Origin of the sequence: Staphylococcus sp. HMSC070D05 (assembly GCF_001815595.1) — a bacterium.
Taxonomy (GTDB): domain Bacteria; phylum Bacillota; class Bacilli; order Staphylococcales; family Staphylococcaceae; genus Staphylococcus; species Staphylococcus hominis.
On record NZ_KV821157.1, the window covers coordinates 104,485 to 119,176 of the forward strand.

Annotated in this window: 14 protein-coding genes; 2 read left to right on the forward strand and 12 right to left on the reverse strand. The window is 31.4% G+C overall.

Translation table 11 applies throughout. The features are described from left to right. Positions 1 to 26 precede the first annotated feature (26 nt). The 3 genes from recG to HMPREF3046_RS09930 form a co-directional block, all read right to left on the reverse strand. Entirely contained in the window at positions 27 to 2,078 is a 2,052-nt protein-coding gene (recG, locus tag HMPREF3046_RS09920) for an ATP-dependent DNA helicase RecG (RefSeq protein WP_070719206.1), read from the reverse strand. A 581-nt stretch (positions 2,079 to 2,659) separates the two neighbouring features. Then, positions 2,660 to 4,318, reverse strand: coding sequence for a fatty acid kinase catalytic subunit FakA (gene fakA, locus HMPREF3046_RS09925; protein ID WP_070719207.1), 1,659 nt, complete (start codon positions 4,316 to 4,318; stop codon positions 2,660 to 2,662). Between the two features lie 14 nt (positions 4,319 to 4,332). Beyond that, positions 4,333 to 4,707 (reverse strand): Asp23/Gls24 family envelope stress response protein, encoded by a 375-nt coding sequence (locus tag HMPREF3046_RS09930; RefSeq protein WP_070719209.1) that lies wholly within the window; start codon positions 4,705 to 4,707, stop codon positions 4,333 to 4,335. Positions 4,708 to 4,976: 269 nt separating this feature from the next. Between HMPREF3046_RS09930 and rpmB the strand changes: the two genes are divergently transcribed. Further along, positions 4,977 to 5,165 carry a 50S ribosomal protein L28 gene (gene rpmB, locus HMPREF3046_RS09935; protein WP_002448748.1) on the forward strand — a complete coding sequence of 63 codons (189 nt, stop codon included), beginning with the start codon at positions 4,977 to 4,979 and terminating at the stop codon, positions 5,163 to 5,165. A 51-nt stretch (positions 5,166 to 5,216) separates the two neighbouring features. On the opposite strand, the gene HMPREF3046_RS09940 is transcribed toward rpmB, so the two are convergent. From HMPREF3046_RS09940 to HMPREF3046_RS09980, 9 genes are all read right to left on the reverse strand, one after another. Then, the gene (locus tag HMPREF3046_RS09940; RefSeq protein WP_070719210.1) at positions 5,217 to 5,858 is read right to left on the reverse strand and encodes a thiamine diphosphokinase; all 642 of its coding nucleotides are present in this window, start codon (positions 5,856 to 5,858) and stop codon (positions 5,217 to 5,219) included. 4 nt (positions 5,859 to 5,862) lie between these two features. After that, a complete protein-coding gene (gene rpe, locus HMPREF3046_RS09945) occupies positions 5,863 to 6,507 on the reverse strand; it encodes a ribulose-phosphate 3-epimerase (RefSeq protein WP_070719212.1) in 645 nt (214 codons plus the stop codon). Next, on the reverse strand, positions 6,507 to 7,382 hold the full coding sequence (gene rsgA / locus HMPREF3046_RS09950; RefSeq protein ID WP_070719213.1) for a ribosome small subunit-dependent GTPase A: 876 nt from the start codon (positions 7,380 to 7,382) through the stop codon (positions 6,507 to 6,509). Before rsgA ends, rpe begins: the two co-directional genes overlap by 1 nt. Before the next feature lie 299 nt (positions 7,383 to 7,681). Further along, on the reverse strand, positions 7,682 to 9,706 hold the full coding sequence (gene pknB / locus HMPREF3046_RS09955; RefSeq protein WP_070719215.1) for a Stk1 family PASTA domain-containing Ser/Thr kinase: 2,025 nt from the start codon (positions 9,704 to 9,706) through the stop codon (positions 7,682 to 7,684). After that, a complete protein-coding gene (locus tag HMPREF3046_RS09960; protein WP_070719218.1) occupies positions 9,703 to 10,446 on the reverse strand; it encodes a Stp1/IreP family PP2C-type Ser/Thr phosphatase in 744 nt (247 codons plus the stop codon). Before HMPREF3046_RS09960 ends, pknB begins: the two co-directional genes overlap by 4 nt. Before the next feature lie 5 nt (positions 10,447 to 10,451). Further along, positions 10,452 to 11,546, reverse strand: coding sequence for a dual-specificity RNA methyltransferase RlmN (gene rlmN / locus HMPREF3046_RS09965; protein ID WP_017174571.1), 1,095 nt, complete (start codon positions 11,544 to 11,546; stop codon positions 10,452 to 10,454). A gap of 1 nt (position 11,547) precedes the next feature. Then, positions 11,548 to 12,855, reverse strand: a complete 1,308-nt coding sequence (gene rsmB, locus HMPREF3046_RS09970; protein WP_070719221.1) for a 16S rRNA (cytosine(967)-C(5))-methyltransferase RsmB — start codon at positions 12,853 to 12,855, stop codon at positions 11,548 to 11,550. Continuing rightward, a complete protein-coding gene (gene fmt / locus HMPREF3046_RS09975; RefSeq protein ID WP_070719292.1) occupies positions 12,852 to 13,784 on the reverse strand; it encodes a methionyl-tRNA formyltransferase in 933 nt (310 codons plus the stop codon). Before fmt ends, rsmB begins: the two co-directional genes overlap by 4 nt. Next, the gene (locus tag HMPREF3046_RS09980; RefSeq protein WP_070719222.1) at positions 13,777 to 14,265 is read right to left on the reverse strand and encodes a peptide deformylase; all 489 of its coding nucleotides are present in this window, start codon (positions 14,263 to 14,265) and stop codon (positions 13,777 to 13,779) included. The genes fmt and HMPREF3046_RS09980 overlap by 8 nt, the downstream gene beginning before the upstream one ends. 176 nt (positions 14,266 to 14,441) lie before the next feature. Here HMPREF3046_RS09980 and HMPREF3046_RS09985 point away from each other — a divergent pair, with 176 nt between their 5' ends. Further along, the gene (locus HMPREF3046_RS09985) at positions 14,442 to 14,645 is read left to right on the forward strand and encodes a TM2 domain-containing protein (RefSeq protein ID WP_070719227.1); all 204 of its coding nucleotides are present in this window, start codon (positions 14,442 to 14,444) and stop codon (positions 14,643 to 14,645) included. Positions 14,646 to 14,692 lie beyond the last annotated feature (47 nt).

Sequence of the window (14,692 nt, forward strand, 5' to 3'; positions counted from 1 at the left end):
TTGAATTAAATATCAGTTTACTGATGTTAATCAAAACTCATGTTAAGTAAGTGGTCGTTGATAAATGCTCTTAAACGTTCATACTTCTCAGTAAAAAACTCCTCAGATTGAATGAGTTCTGCTGCCTCATCACGAGCTACTTCTAGCATACGATAATCTTCTACTATATTAGCAACCATAAAATCTGGTAACCCGCTTTGTTTAACTCCAAAGAAATCACCAGGACCTCTCATTTCTAAGTCACGTTCACTTAATTCAAATCCATCTGTAGTTTGTGTCATAATGGTCATTCTTTCAATGCCAGTTTCTGTTTTAGGTGATGCAATTAGTACACAATAACTTTGATGTTCACTACGTCCAACACGACCTCTAAGTTGATGTAGTGTAGATAATCCAAAGCGATCAGCGTCATAAATCATCATAAATGTAGCATTAGGAACATTAACGCCTACTTCAACTACGGTTGTCGACACTAAGATATCAATATCATGATTACTAAAACGTGCCATTACTTCATCTTTTTCGTCTGCTGACATTTTCCCATGTAATAAACCTACATGTGTTTTACCATAAAACGCTTGTAATGACTCAAAAAGTTCAACAACATTTTGTACATCTTCTAGATGTTCAGAACTTTCAATTAGTGGACAAATCACATAGGCTTGGCGTCCTTTTTTTAATTCGCTTGTCATTTGAGCTAACACTTGGTCATACTGTTCATGTTTCGCCCAATGTGTAATAATTGGCTTTCGACCTTTAGGTAGTTGTTTAATTGAGGACACATCCATTTCTCCAAATACTGAAATGGCTAACGTTCTCGGTATAGGCGTCGCAGTCATAAACAATACGTTGGTCATAGCACCTTTTTCTCTTAGTAATTGACGTTGATTCACACCAAAACGATGCTGTTCATCAGTAATAACTAGCCCTACATGTTTAAATTGTACATCATCTTGAATCAATGCATGCGTGCCAATTAAACAATCAATTGTGCCATTCTCTAATTGTTCTAGCAATACACGTCTTTTTTTTCCTTTTACCGATCCAGTTAATAAAGCAACATTCATATGGTCACCAAAAAGTTCAGTTAAACTATTTGCATGTTGTTCAGCCAAAATTTCTGTAGGTACCATCAGTGCAGATTGATATCCAGCAGTTTTGAGTGCATACATACAAATTGCTGCTACAACTGTTTTCCCTGACCCAACATCACCTTGTAATAAACGATGCATGCGTATTGGAGCTTTCAAATCTCTAAATATTTCATTAACGCTCGATTTCTGTGCATCTGTTAATTCAAAAGGCAACGACTGGATAAATAACTTCACTTTATTAATATCATAATTAATTTCAATGGCTTCATCTGAAGCTTTTTCTAAGCGATTTAACCATTGCATACGTAGTTCAAACATAAATAATTCAGTAAAAGCATATGTACGTCTCGCACGCATAAGAGCTTGTTTATCTTTAGGTAGATGCAACGTTTTAATAGTATAATCTAGTAATTCCAATTTGTATTTTTGTCTTAATTCCTCCGTAATCCATTCATGTATAGTGACATCATTAAGAGATTGATGAATCATATCACGCATCTGTTTTTGTTTAATGCCTTCTTTAAGTCGATATATCGGTTCTAATCTCACGTCTTCAGTAGAGGGATGAGTGTCATTAAAAAAAATACGATTTCCATTAATTTCTTGTTTAGCACGATTCCATTTACCTTTTATTGTCACTATTTGATTTAACTCAATTTTCTTTTTTAAATACGGTTGATTAAAAAATACACATTTAACTGCGATATTATCAATCATTAAATGGACAGTTAGTTTTGATTTATTCCGTCCAAAAAAGGCTACTGTGGGTACAGAATAAATTTCTCCAACTACTGTCACAGTGGATTGATCTTCAGCTAAATTTAAATCTACGACAGTATTATCTTCATAACGTGTTGGTAAATACAACACTAAATCTTCTATTGTGTGAATGTTCAATTCATGTAGTAAAGCAATTCTCTTTGGTCCAAGTCCTTTTATAGATTGAAGCGGATATGGACTTTCAATTAAACTAACTTTCGACATTATTTCTCACCTAATATTTTTAATCTTATTTATATTTTATCACGTTTATTATAAATATTTAGTGATACCATCTTACTATAGCCCACTCGACAAATGAATATCACTCACTTCATTTAAATGTACAACATTCACTTTTAACACTAATATCATTTATCATACTTAACTAATAATATGAAAGAGAGCATACTATGTTTCAACCTATTCTCATTGATTTTGCATTAACTCTTAATCTTATTTAAATTTTAGAAGTACGACATATTTTTATGTTTCATCAAGGTTCAAATCAAAAACGATTTATACATACATTCCCAGTTATTATTACTACTGAATTATATGATATTTTTTAATCATTCTTTGAATATTAGATATCTTCTTAACTGTTATATCTTTGTCTATTTTACAGTTCATTACTGATAGCATATCCTTCTATTTCAAGACATATTGACTAATCATTATGTCTTGAAAAATCTGTTAAAGTAAATTCTCCATTGTCCTATTTTTCAATACTTTTCTTAAATATAAAATGGGGAGTGACAACGACAATCATTTCATCGTTATCACTCCCACTATGAAATCTCACTTTATTCTACAGCAAATAAATATGGATAAATTGGTTGATCACCTTTATGAATTTCTATTTCAACATCTGGATATTCATTTTCTACCCATTCTTCTAATTGAGTTGTCATATCAGATTGTGCATCTTCACCAGTAATCACTGTTAATATTTCACTTTCTTCATTTAACAATGTACTTAATAAGCCAGTAATAGTTTTAAATTCATCTGCATTACTAGTCACAATTTTACTTTCAGCTAATCCCATAAATTCATCTTTTTTAATATCTACACCATCAATCTTAGTATCTCTGACAGCAAATGTAATTGAGCCAGATTTAACGGTTTCTAACGCAGTATTCATATGAGACGCATTTTCTTCTAACGTAGATGCAACATCATATTGGAAAAGTGCTGCAATACCTTGAGGAATAGATGTAGTCGGAATGACTACTGTGTCAGCTTTAACAAGTTGTGCTGCCTGATCACTAGACATTCTAATATTTTTATTATTTGGCAAGATAATTGCACGCTGACATTCAGACTGTTCAATCACCTTAACAATATCCTCTGTAGAAGGATTCATTGTTTGTCCACCACTAATAATGTGTGTCGCACCCATTGAAGTGAACAACTCAGAGATACCTTCACCCATTGAAATGGCAATTACTGCTGTTTCAACTGTTTTAGATTGTTGCGAAGCTGTTTCTTGTTGATGACTTTGTTCTTTTCTAATGACTTCACGATGTTGTTCACGCATATTTTCTACTTTTAATTTAATAAGTTCACCATATTGTTGTCCATAATTGAACACTTCACCTGGTGTTTCTGTATGTACATGGACTTTAACTATTTCATCATCGTTAATAACTAATAACGAATCACCAAATTCGCTCATGTCATTTCTGAATGTTTGTTCATTAAATTCTTTTTTATCTTTTCCAAAGCGTACCATCATTTCAGTACAATAACCGAACTTAATATCTTCTGTGTTAATAACCCCATGAAAATCGTGTTCTTCATGAACTAAATTTTCTGTGTCTAATTTTTGTTTGTTAGCTTCAACTTTTTCGCCTTTTAGTCCTTTTAAAAAGCCTTCGTAGACACACAATAAACCTTTACCGCCACTATCCACTACGCCTACTTCTTTTAAAACTGCTAATAAATTTGGCGTATTATTTAAAGATTGCTCAGCTTTTTCGATTGTATATTCCATTACTTTAATGCAATCATCTGTTTCTTCTGCTTTAGTCATAGCTGCATTCGCTGCATCTTTGGCAACAGTCAAAATAGTTCCCTCAACTGGTTTCATGACTGCTTTATAAGCTGTATCTACACCTGCTTGAAAACTACTAGCAAATTGTTGAGCATTAATTTCCTTTTCATCTTCAATATTGTTGCAAAATCCTCTAAATAATTGAGATAAAATAACTCCAGAGTTACCACGTGCTCCCATTAAAAGTCCTTTAGAAAAAGTTTTACCTAATTCACCAATACTTTGAGATAAATTATTTTCAACTTCTTCGCGACCTGAGGTGATTGTTAAATTCATGTTTGTTCCTGTATCACCATCAGGTACCGGGTATACATTAAGGGAATCAACTAAATCTGCATTATTAGATAAATTGTGTGCCCCTTGTATAATCATATCGGCAAATAATTTACCATTAATTTTGCTAATCATCGTGCTTTGTCCTCCTATACCTTCTTGCCCTTGTTATTAAGTCTTACACCTTGTACAAAAATATTAATAGAATTCACTTTAATATTAAGTGAATTTTCGAGTGTATATTTTACTGATGATTGTACATTGTTAGCTACTTCAGAAATTTTGACACCATAACTTACAATGATGTACATATCTATATCAATCACACCATTATCTTCTTTAACAACAATGCCTTTAGCGTAATTCTCATGTCCTAATATTTCAGCAATACCGTCTCTTACTTGTTGTCTCGATGCCATACCAACAATGCCATAACTTTCTACAGCTTTACTTCCTACAACAGAAGCAATGACCTCATTTGAGATATCAATTTTGCCATAGTCATTTAAGATTTCTAATGTCATCTTCATTATCCTCCTGAATTATGGTTAAAATCATATTTAAAAATGATGTATACATATATGATAAAGATAACTATTTTATAAATAAGCCAATCTACATAAAAATATATTATAATAACTCCACAATAGTTAATTATACCATAGATTTACATTTTCAAAACAATTATCATAAATTACATATGATTTTATTGCTTTAAATATTGATATATGGTATCTTATTTAAAGTATATAAGTAGTTAAGTGTATTTATATTTATTAAAGGAGGTACTTTGATGGGTAAACAATGTTACGTAACAGGTCGTAAAGCTACGACTGGTAATAATCGTTCACACGCTTTAAATGCGAACAAACGCAGATTTAACGCTAACCTTCAAAAAGTTAGAATTTTAGTTGACGGTAAACCTAAAAAAGTTTGGGTTTCTGCTCGTGCTTTAAAATCTGGTAAAGTTACTAGAGTTTAATAAATATAATTGCACTAAAAATGCCTTCATATGTGGTGAAGGCATTTTTTATTACTCTAAATCTCTACTTCTCATTTGCAATACTTGACCTTTTTCAACCTCGATAATTGCTATTGATCGATTGACTTCATTAGAAATCGTCAGTGTAGAACCTATTTCTAAGTGCTGATGATTTAAATTATATTTAAACCCAGATAAAGATAATATCACTTTTCCATTTACTGGAATAAATGAAACATATTGATATTTATCAGATTTATGAAGTTGATGTGTCCCAGTATTAAGTAGCATGATTTCATTTTGCTTATCTATTACTTTAATTATAATTTCTTTCTTTATATAGACTGACTTGAAAAGAATTTGTAATGTTCCCATAAAATGGTCTAATCTTCCACCCGTTGCTCCATAGATATCTATTTCTGTATATCCCTTTTGAATGGCTTGTTCTACGCCTAATGCTAAATCAGTATCATCTTTTTCAGCTTTAACCGGATGAATATTTAATGTTTTTTTTAAAATTTCTCTTTCTTCATCATTGACAGAGTCAAAATCGCCCACTGAAAAAACAGGTACAATATTTTGTTCAGAAAGAATTAAAGCCCCACGATCTATTCCACCCCAAGGTTCAGTTGATAATTTTGAAAAAATATGAGGTGGTAAATGACGATCTCCACATAGTAAATTAATTTTCATTATCTCAACCTCTCAATATTTTAGTCACTGTTTTATAATCATCTTGGTTAAAAAAGTATGAACCTGTAACAAAAAGGTTAGCCCCATGTTTTGCACAAATATCTATTGTTTTATCATTTATACCACCATCGACTTCAATATCAAAATTTAAATTAAAAGATGACTTCAAATCATTTAATAACTTAATTTTTGAAGCACACATGTCGATAAATGTTTGTCCACCAAATCCAGGATTAACCGTCATTACTAAAACATAATCCACCATAGGAAGAACAGGTACGACCATATCTACAGGGGTACCTGGATTAATTACTACACCTGCTTTTTTATCTAGACTTTTGATAAGTTGAATAGCACGATGAATATGAGGGGTTGATTCAATATGGACTGAAATCATGTCTGCCCCCCGTTTTGCAAATGTCTCAATATAGTTTTCAGGATTCTCAATCATGAGATGTACATCAATTGGTAATTGTGTAGTTGATCTTACTGCATCTAATATGGGTAATCCAATTGATATATTAGGTACAAATTGACCATCCATGACATCAAAATGTAGACCGTCAACGCCTGCTTCTTCTAATAATTGTATTTCATGTTTTAAATTCAAAAAATCGACTGATAATAAAGAAGGAAAAATGTGTCTCATTAATATCTAACCTTTCTATTCGAAATTTCGTTAACTAATTGTAAATAGTGTTCATAACGAAATCGTGCTAAATTATTATTTTCTAATTGATGTTTAACATTGCAATTAGGTTCTTTAATATGATTACAATTTCTAAATTTACAATCATTTCCAAAAGCATTAATTTCTTTAAAATAATACTTTACATCATCTTTTTCAATATGATCAAAATCAAGTGCACTAAAACCAGGTGTATCTGCTATAAAACCATTTTCTCTTTCAAATAGCTCTACATGTCTTGTTGTATGTTTACCTCGATTAAGTGATTTAGAAATACCATTTGTTTCAAGATTTAATTCTGGTTTAAACGCATTTATAAACGTTGATTTCCCAACACCAGATTGTCCACTTAGCACAATTAAACCATTGGACCAGGTATTCACAATATCAACTTTATCAGTTTCTTTACCTACAAATTGAACCGAATATCCTATTTCCTTATATGTATTTAGTATTGTTTCGATATGATTGATTTGCGTTTTACTAGCAATATCTTTTTTAGTGACTAATATACTAGGAGATAAGTTGTAAGAATGGGCAATCACTAAAAATCTGTCTAACAATTGTGTTGAAAAATTAGGTTCAACAGCACTCATTACAATAATCAGACCATCAATATTACTTACTGGAGGACGCTTTAATGCATTGTGGCGTTCATGCACGTGGTGAATATAACCTTCATTTTCATTTTGAATGTCAAAGTCAACGATATCTCCTACTACAGGAGAAAATTTTTTCTTTCTAAAAAGACCACGAGGTTTAGTATTATATTTTTTTCCACCTACATCTACTTGATATACTCCACTAATTAGTTTAACAATACGTCCTGTTTCCAAATTAACACCTCAAATTAAGTATTTATATTTATGTCATTATAGCAAACATAGAATTAATAATATATATATTCTATACCATCATCGCAATGATAAGGATAGAAAGATATTGAAATCGCTCAAAAAATTGACTTTACATAATAAAATTATAGTTGTTAAAAAAGACAATTTCTATATTATTTCAATAGAAATTGTCTTTTAAAATTGACATCATTTATATCATAAACTACATATTAATGTATAAACAGTAAACGATGCATAACCTATCATTACTATCTTACTCTTATTCTGATATTTGAAATTTATTCGTAGTCAATATCTTTATCTGCAATAACATTGTCATCTACTTCAATCGTATATCCAGCAGAATCACCTTGTTCAATTTTTAATGGAATCGTAATGATTTTATCTTTGTGAATATGGTATGTTTGACTTACCTGTGTACCACTATTATTTTTATCTCTAATATAAATCTTTACCTTCTGGCTTTTTCCATCATTTCCAGTATAAGGAATATGATAAGTTTCCGTATAATTTTTTACGCTTGTCGTATGTTTATCTTTCTTATCATCAGAAGAATCTGTGTCCTCTTTTGAATCTTCTTTTTTATCTTTACCCTTAGAAATCATAAGTTCTACTGTACTTCCTTCATTTACTTCAGTCTGCTTTGGAGATTGTGAAATAATGATATCCTTATCTTTAGTATCACTATGAGTCGTTTTAACTTGTACTTTTAGACCCATCGCCTCTAATTCTTTTTTTGCATTTTGATAGTTTTTATTTTCATAGTCTTTGACGTAAACTTTTTTTACACCTAACGATTCAGTCAGTACAATATAATGATCGTTAATTTTCACCGATTCATTAGGGTTAATATTTTGCTTGAAAATATATCCTTTTGGCATGTGACTATTATATTCTTGATTAATTGTCACATGATTTAATTTATGATCTTTAAGTTTTTTTATAGCATCTTCTTTTTTTATCCCGATCACATTAGGCATATTGATCTTTTCTGGGCCTTTTGATAACACAACATCTACTTTTTCTTGTTGGTTAACACGTTCTCCTGCTTTAGGATTGGAGTTAATAATTTTATTTTCGGGATATTCATCATTATATTCTCTAGATATATGTCCTATTTCTAAATGCGAAGCTTTTAATACTTTTTCTGCTTCTTTTTCAGTTTTACCCGTTAAATCAGGCATTTCTGCATATTTATCACCAAGCATACCCCAAGCGATAAACCCAATCAAGCTTAATAATAAAAGCGCTAGAATAAAAATAATAGCGAACTTTTTCTTTTTAGAACGTTTTTTACGTTTAGGTGTGTATACATTATTTTCACTTGCTTGAAATTTATGGTGATTGATAATAGGAATTTGCATCGTTTGTGCTATATCTTTTTTATGATTTTCTTCATCGAGTTTATTTTTTATTTCTTTTTTATCAATGGGTACTGTTTGAGTTGTATCACTTATACGCGTATGCTTTTCTTCATTTAATCTGCTTGTAATAAGCACACTACTCAAATCATTATACATTTCTTCTATCGTTTGATAACGATCTTTAGGATTTTTTTCAGTCGCCTTAAGTACCACATTACTTAAAGATTGTGGAATATTTGGATATTTTTCAGTAATATTAGGAACCGTTTCTTGAATATGTTTAATAGCAATACTTACAGCTGTCTCTCCACTAAAAGGTGGTTCACCAACTAACATCTCATACAACACTATACCAATTGAATAGATGTCGGTTGTTTCATTCGTTTTATCTCCTTTAGCTTGTTCTGGAGATAAATATTGAACCGTTCCAAGCACATGATTTGTTTGAGTCATTGATGTCTCACTCAATGCTTTTGCGATGCCGAAATCAAAAATTTTTAAAATTTTATCTTTATTAATTAGCACATTTTGAGGTTTAATATCTCTGTGTATAATACGTTGCTCATGCGCTTGTTTTACCCCATTTAAAATTTGCTTAATAAAATCAATAGCTGTTTCTATATTCAATGGACCATGGCTATGTATATACTCAGATAGTGTCGGTCCATCAATATATTCCATAATAAGATAGAAATTATCATCATCTTCTTCAACATCATATACTTCCACGATATTTTCATGAACAATTTGTGTAGCACTATTTACCTCTCTGTAGAAACGTTTCATAGTTTCATCTTTTTCGTTTTGTGGAATAGAAATTGCTTTAATAGCCACTTTACGTTCAAGTATAGTATCTTCAGCAAGATAAACCATACTCATTCCTCCGCCACCAAGTTTATCTAAGAGTTGATAGCGATCATTAATTAGCTTGCTGTTCATACATTATTACCCTCAATTTCAGCTAATAGTACACTCACATTATCTTTAGATTGATGATCTAAGGCAGCTTGTATCAGTGCTTCTCCAAGTTCATTTAATGATGTAGACTGATTCATTAACATTTCTATTTCATGATTCCTTACATAATCGGATAGTCCATCAGAATTAAGTAATACATAATTATAGTAACTGATGCGCTTTGTAAAAATATCAGGACTCACTCGACGATCGGTGCCCATTACTTTAGTAATTATATTACGTTGAGGATGACTAAACGCTTCTTCTTCAGTAATTTGTCCTGTCATAAGCAAATGATTAACAAATGAATGATCATATGTAATCTGTTCAATTTCTCTTGAATTAATCACGTATGCTCTAGAATCACCAATATTTGCTACTACAATTTTATTATCAAATATGAGGGCACATACACACGTTGTGCCCATACCACGATATTCTTCATTCGTTGTAGCATATTCAAATAATTCGAGATTTATATCTTTTAATGTTTTACTTAACCATGACTCAGCTTGGTCTAATTCAATAAAATTTTCTTTTTCAAAATAGTCTTGTAATTGATTAGTAACAAATTGACTTGCAACTTCACCTGCTTTATGACCACCCATCCCATCACACAACACTAACAATTGTTGATGTGTTTGGTTATAAAATATACCTCCCGCGTCTTCGTTTTTTTCTCGATGTTGTCCAGTATCTGTGAAAAACTGTGCGTTAAGCATGATGATTACCTCGTTTCTACTTGTCGTTCCTTAGCTCTTAATTGTCCGCATGCTGCATCTATATCTGAGCCTTGTTCTCTTCTAATTGTTGCATTGATGCCTAAACGTTTCAATTCTTTTTCGAATTTAAAAATATCATCTTTTGGTGTTTTAACATAATTACGTTCAGGAACATGATTGACTGGTATAAGATTTACATGACAGTTTAAATCTTTAATTAAATGTGCTAAATCTCTTGCATGTTCAAGTTGATCATTTACGCCTCCAAACAATCCATATTCAAATGTAATTCGACGATTCGTTTTTTCTTGATAATATTTAATTGCTTCCATTAATTTTTCAACATTATACGCTCTATTAATTGGCATTAATTTTGAACGAATTTCATCTTTAGCAGCATGTAAACTGACTGCAAAATTAATTTGAATTTGTTCATCAGCAAAGTCATAAATACGTGGGATAATTCCTGACGTTGATACTGTAATATGTCGCGCCCCAATGTTTAAACTATTATCATCATTGACTATTTTTAAAAAGTCCATCATTTCATCATAATTTTCGAAGGGTTCACCAATTCCCATAATAACAATTTGTGATACACGTTCATTAGTAGCATCAAGTGCTTTTTGAACTGTGAGTACTTGAGATACAATCTCGCCAGCCTCTAAGTTACGCTTTAAACCACCTAAAGTTGAAGCACAAAATGTACAACCAATTCGACAGCCAACTTGAGTCGTTACACATACAGAGTTACCGTAATCGTGTCTCATTAATACCGTTTCAATGGTATAACCATCTTGTAATTCAAATAAAAACTTAATTGTTCCATCTTTACTTTCTTGTTTAACTACGGTAGTTAACGTTGTCATAACAAAGTTGTCTTTTAACAATTGTCTTAAGTCTTTAGATAAATTAGTCATCTCATCAATAGTGTCTACACGCTTTTGATATAACCATTCAAAAATTTGTTTAGCTCTAAATTTTTGTTGTCCGTGCTCAATTAACCAATTTTGCATTTCATCATATCTTAACGAATATATCGATTGTTTTTCAAAATTTGGTAAGAATTTATTTTTTTTCTTTTTTTCAGCAGTTATCATCTTAACTTTCCTTTCTTTTTATTTTAGTAATGAAAAAGCCATCTGAATTAAAGTCTTGTGGCAAAATTTGTAGTGTTTTTACTTTTTCACCAGTAATAGGATGCGTCATCAATTCAAATTCAAAATCTTTATTTTCTTTTAAAAATGTATAAATTACATTTTCATTTTCCATTTGTTCAATTGTGCAGGTTGAATAAATAAGTGAACCGCCTGGTTTCAAGTTATATTTAACATTATCTAATATACTTAATTGAATTTCTACAAGATCATTAATACTATCCTTAGATTGTACATATTTAATTTCAGGTTTATGTCTTAATACACCTAATCCACTACAAGGTGCATCTACTAAAATTTTGTCATATAGTTCTGAATAGGGTTGTGTTGCATCATGGTCGAAAGTGGACACATTCTTTAATTTTAACTTTTTGATATTTTCTTTAATTAAACCAATTTTATGCTTATGAATATCTGTCGCATCTACATGGCCTGTAGATGCTAGTAATTCTGCCATATGACAAGCCTTACCGCCCGGAGCACTGCATGCATCTAGTATGGTATCCCCCTTTTGAACATCCATTAAATACCCTACTAACATTGAACTTTTATCTTGGATGGAAATCAGTCCATCTTTAAAAGCTCGAGATTCAATCACTGGTTTACCTATAAGATGTAAGCAATATGGAATGAGTTGATCGATATCCACATGATAGCCTTCTTGTAAAAGTGCCTTACTTATTGTTTCAACATCCGTACGACTTGTATTCACTCTTACTGTACTTGCAGATTGTACTAGAAATGATTTTGCAATCTTATGTGCCGTTTCTATTCCATAATGTGTAATCCAATGCTCAATAATCCATCTTGGTATACTATACTCAATACTCATACGTTGCTTTTCATTCTTAATTGTTTCCAATGTCGGTAAGTCACTTTTAAATATGTGACGAAGTATAGCATTAACAATGTTCCCATTATGCTGGCCACCACGGCGTTTAGCAATATTAACTGCTTCATTTATAATTGCGTGATTAGGTATTTTATCTAGGAAGACATATTGATATAAACTCATCCATAATAATTGACGTACCCAGCCTTTAATTCTAGTCTTAACAAAGGGTTTTAAATAAAAATCTAAAGTCATTTTACGCTTTATTGTTCCATAAACTAATTCTGTAAACAATGCTTTATCGACAGTTGCAATATTATATTGGTTAATGACTTCGTTAATTTTTAAATTGCTATAAGCATTATCGTTTAAAATATCTTGAATGGTATGAAATGCAAGGTCTCTTACTGATTGTGTCATACTAATTTAGTCCCCACTAATGAATCTTGTACACCACTTAAATATTGAGCAGCAAGCATTCGTTTTTTCCCAGATAATTGAATATCTGTTAATGCAATAGCATCCAAAGAACCAGTTCCTACAATAATTGCAGTCTTAGTGACTTCTATAATTTCACCTGGTTCTCCGTTTTTTCCTTTTTCAATATGCGCTTGATATAATTTTAAATTTTTATCATTCATAGTAGTATAAGCCACTGGCCATGGTGATAATCCGCGAATATGATTGTGTATCTCTTTAGCGTTTTTAGTCCAATCGATACGTTCGTCTTCTCTGCTAATATTAGATGCAAACGTTGCTTTTGAATCATCTTGTGGAATACTTTCATTTGCACCATCTATAATAGAAGGTAATGTTTCTTTTAATAAATCTGCACCTAAAAAGCTTAATTTATCGTGCATTGATCCTACGTTATCATCATCTTCAATGTCGATGGCCTTTTGAGAAATAATATTGCCTGCATCTAACTTTTTCACCATATACATGATTGTAATACCCGTTTGTGATTCACCGTCTATAATGGCTTGGTGAATAGGTGCTCCACCTCGATATTTTGGTAATAATGAGGCATGTACATTTACAGCACCTAACTTAGGGAGATTTAATAGACTTTCAGGTAATAATTGTCCAAATGCTGCCGTTACAATTAAATCAGGATTTAAATCCATAAGTTCATTTAACTCATTAGAATCTTTTAACTTTTCAGGTTGATATACTGGAATATGGTATGTTTCTGCCACTTTCTTTACAGGAGGAGGCGTTAATACACGCTTACGCCCTACTGGTCTGTCTGGTTGAGTAACTACTGCGATGACTTCATGTTCAGCGATTAACATCTCTAGTACTTTTGTTGAAAAATCTGGTGTTCCCATAAAAATTATCTTACTCATTGTCAAAATAAGCCTCCACTTCTTTTTCAGTCAATATTTTTATAGCACGTTCGGTAAATGGAATACCCTCTAATTGATCAATGATGTGTAGTATCATTCTAGCTACATCATCATAAGCAGTTAATTCAATCTCGTGACCTTCTAAATCATTTGCTTCTACAGTTATCATTTTACTACGTTCTACCTCACCAAACACATTAGGAAGATTAACCGAACCTTCTAAATCAATGATTTTCTCATTAGATTCTGTTTTGATTTTAGGATTAATTAATTGCAAGAGTCCTTCTGCTTCCATATCAATCATAGCAACACGTTGACTTACACCAATTTGTGGCGCTGATAAAGCTGATGCTTCTTCAAAATATAAAGTGTCTTCAATATCTAATAATAAACGTTTTAAATTTTCATCAAAAGTGGTTATCTTTTTTGCCTTTTTAGATAAAACAGGATGTGTCGATGGAACCAATTTCTTTATTGCCACTTAGAACGCCTCCCGAAAAAAATTCATCATATTATTATAACGTAATTCAAATTAAAATGCGACCTTAGTCTTATCATCATTCTTCTGAGACAACTTTAATTGCTTTTAATTTTTTTCATATCTAAAATAATCATGAAGACAATTAATATATTAAATAGACTAAGGAGGTATAAAGAATGGAAGTCAATAAAGTGATTTATATTATTCTAGCTGTCTTTTTAGGTGGCTTTGGCGTACACAAATTTTATGCTGGTAGAGTGATGTCTGGTCTTCTTCATTTATTATTCTGTTGGACAGGAATTCCTCATATTATTGCAATTATCAGTGCAATTCTGACATTACTAAGACCAGCAGATGAAAATGGAAACGTAACAATGTAACATGTAAATACAAAAAGAGTTACACCACGCATTTAAACGTAAACGGT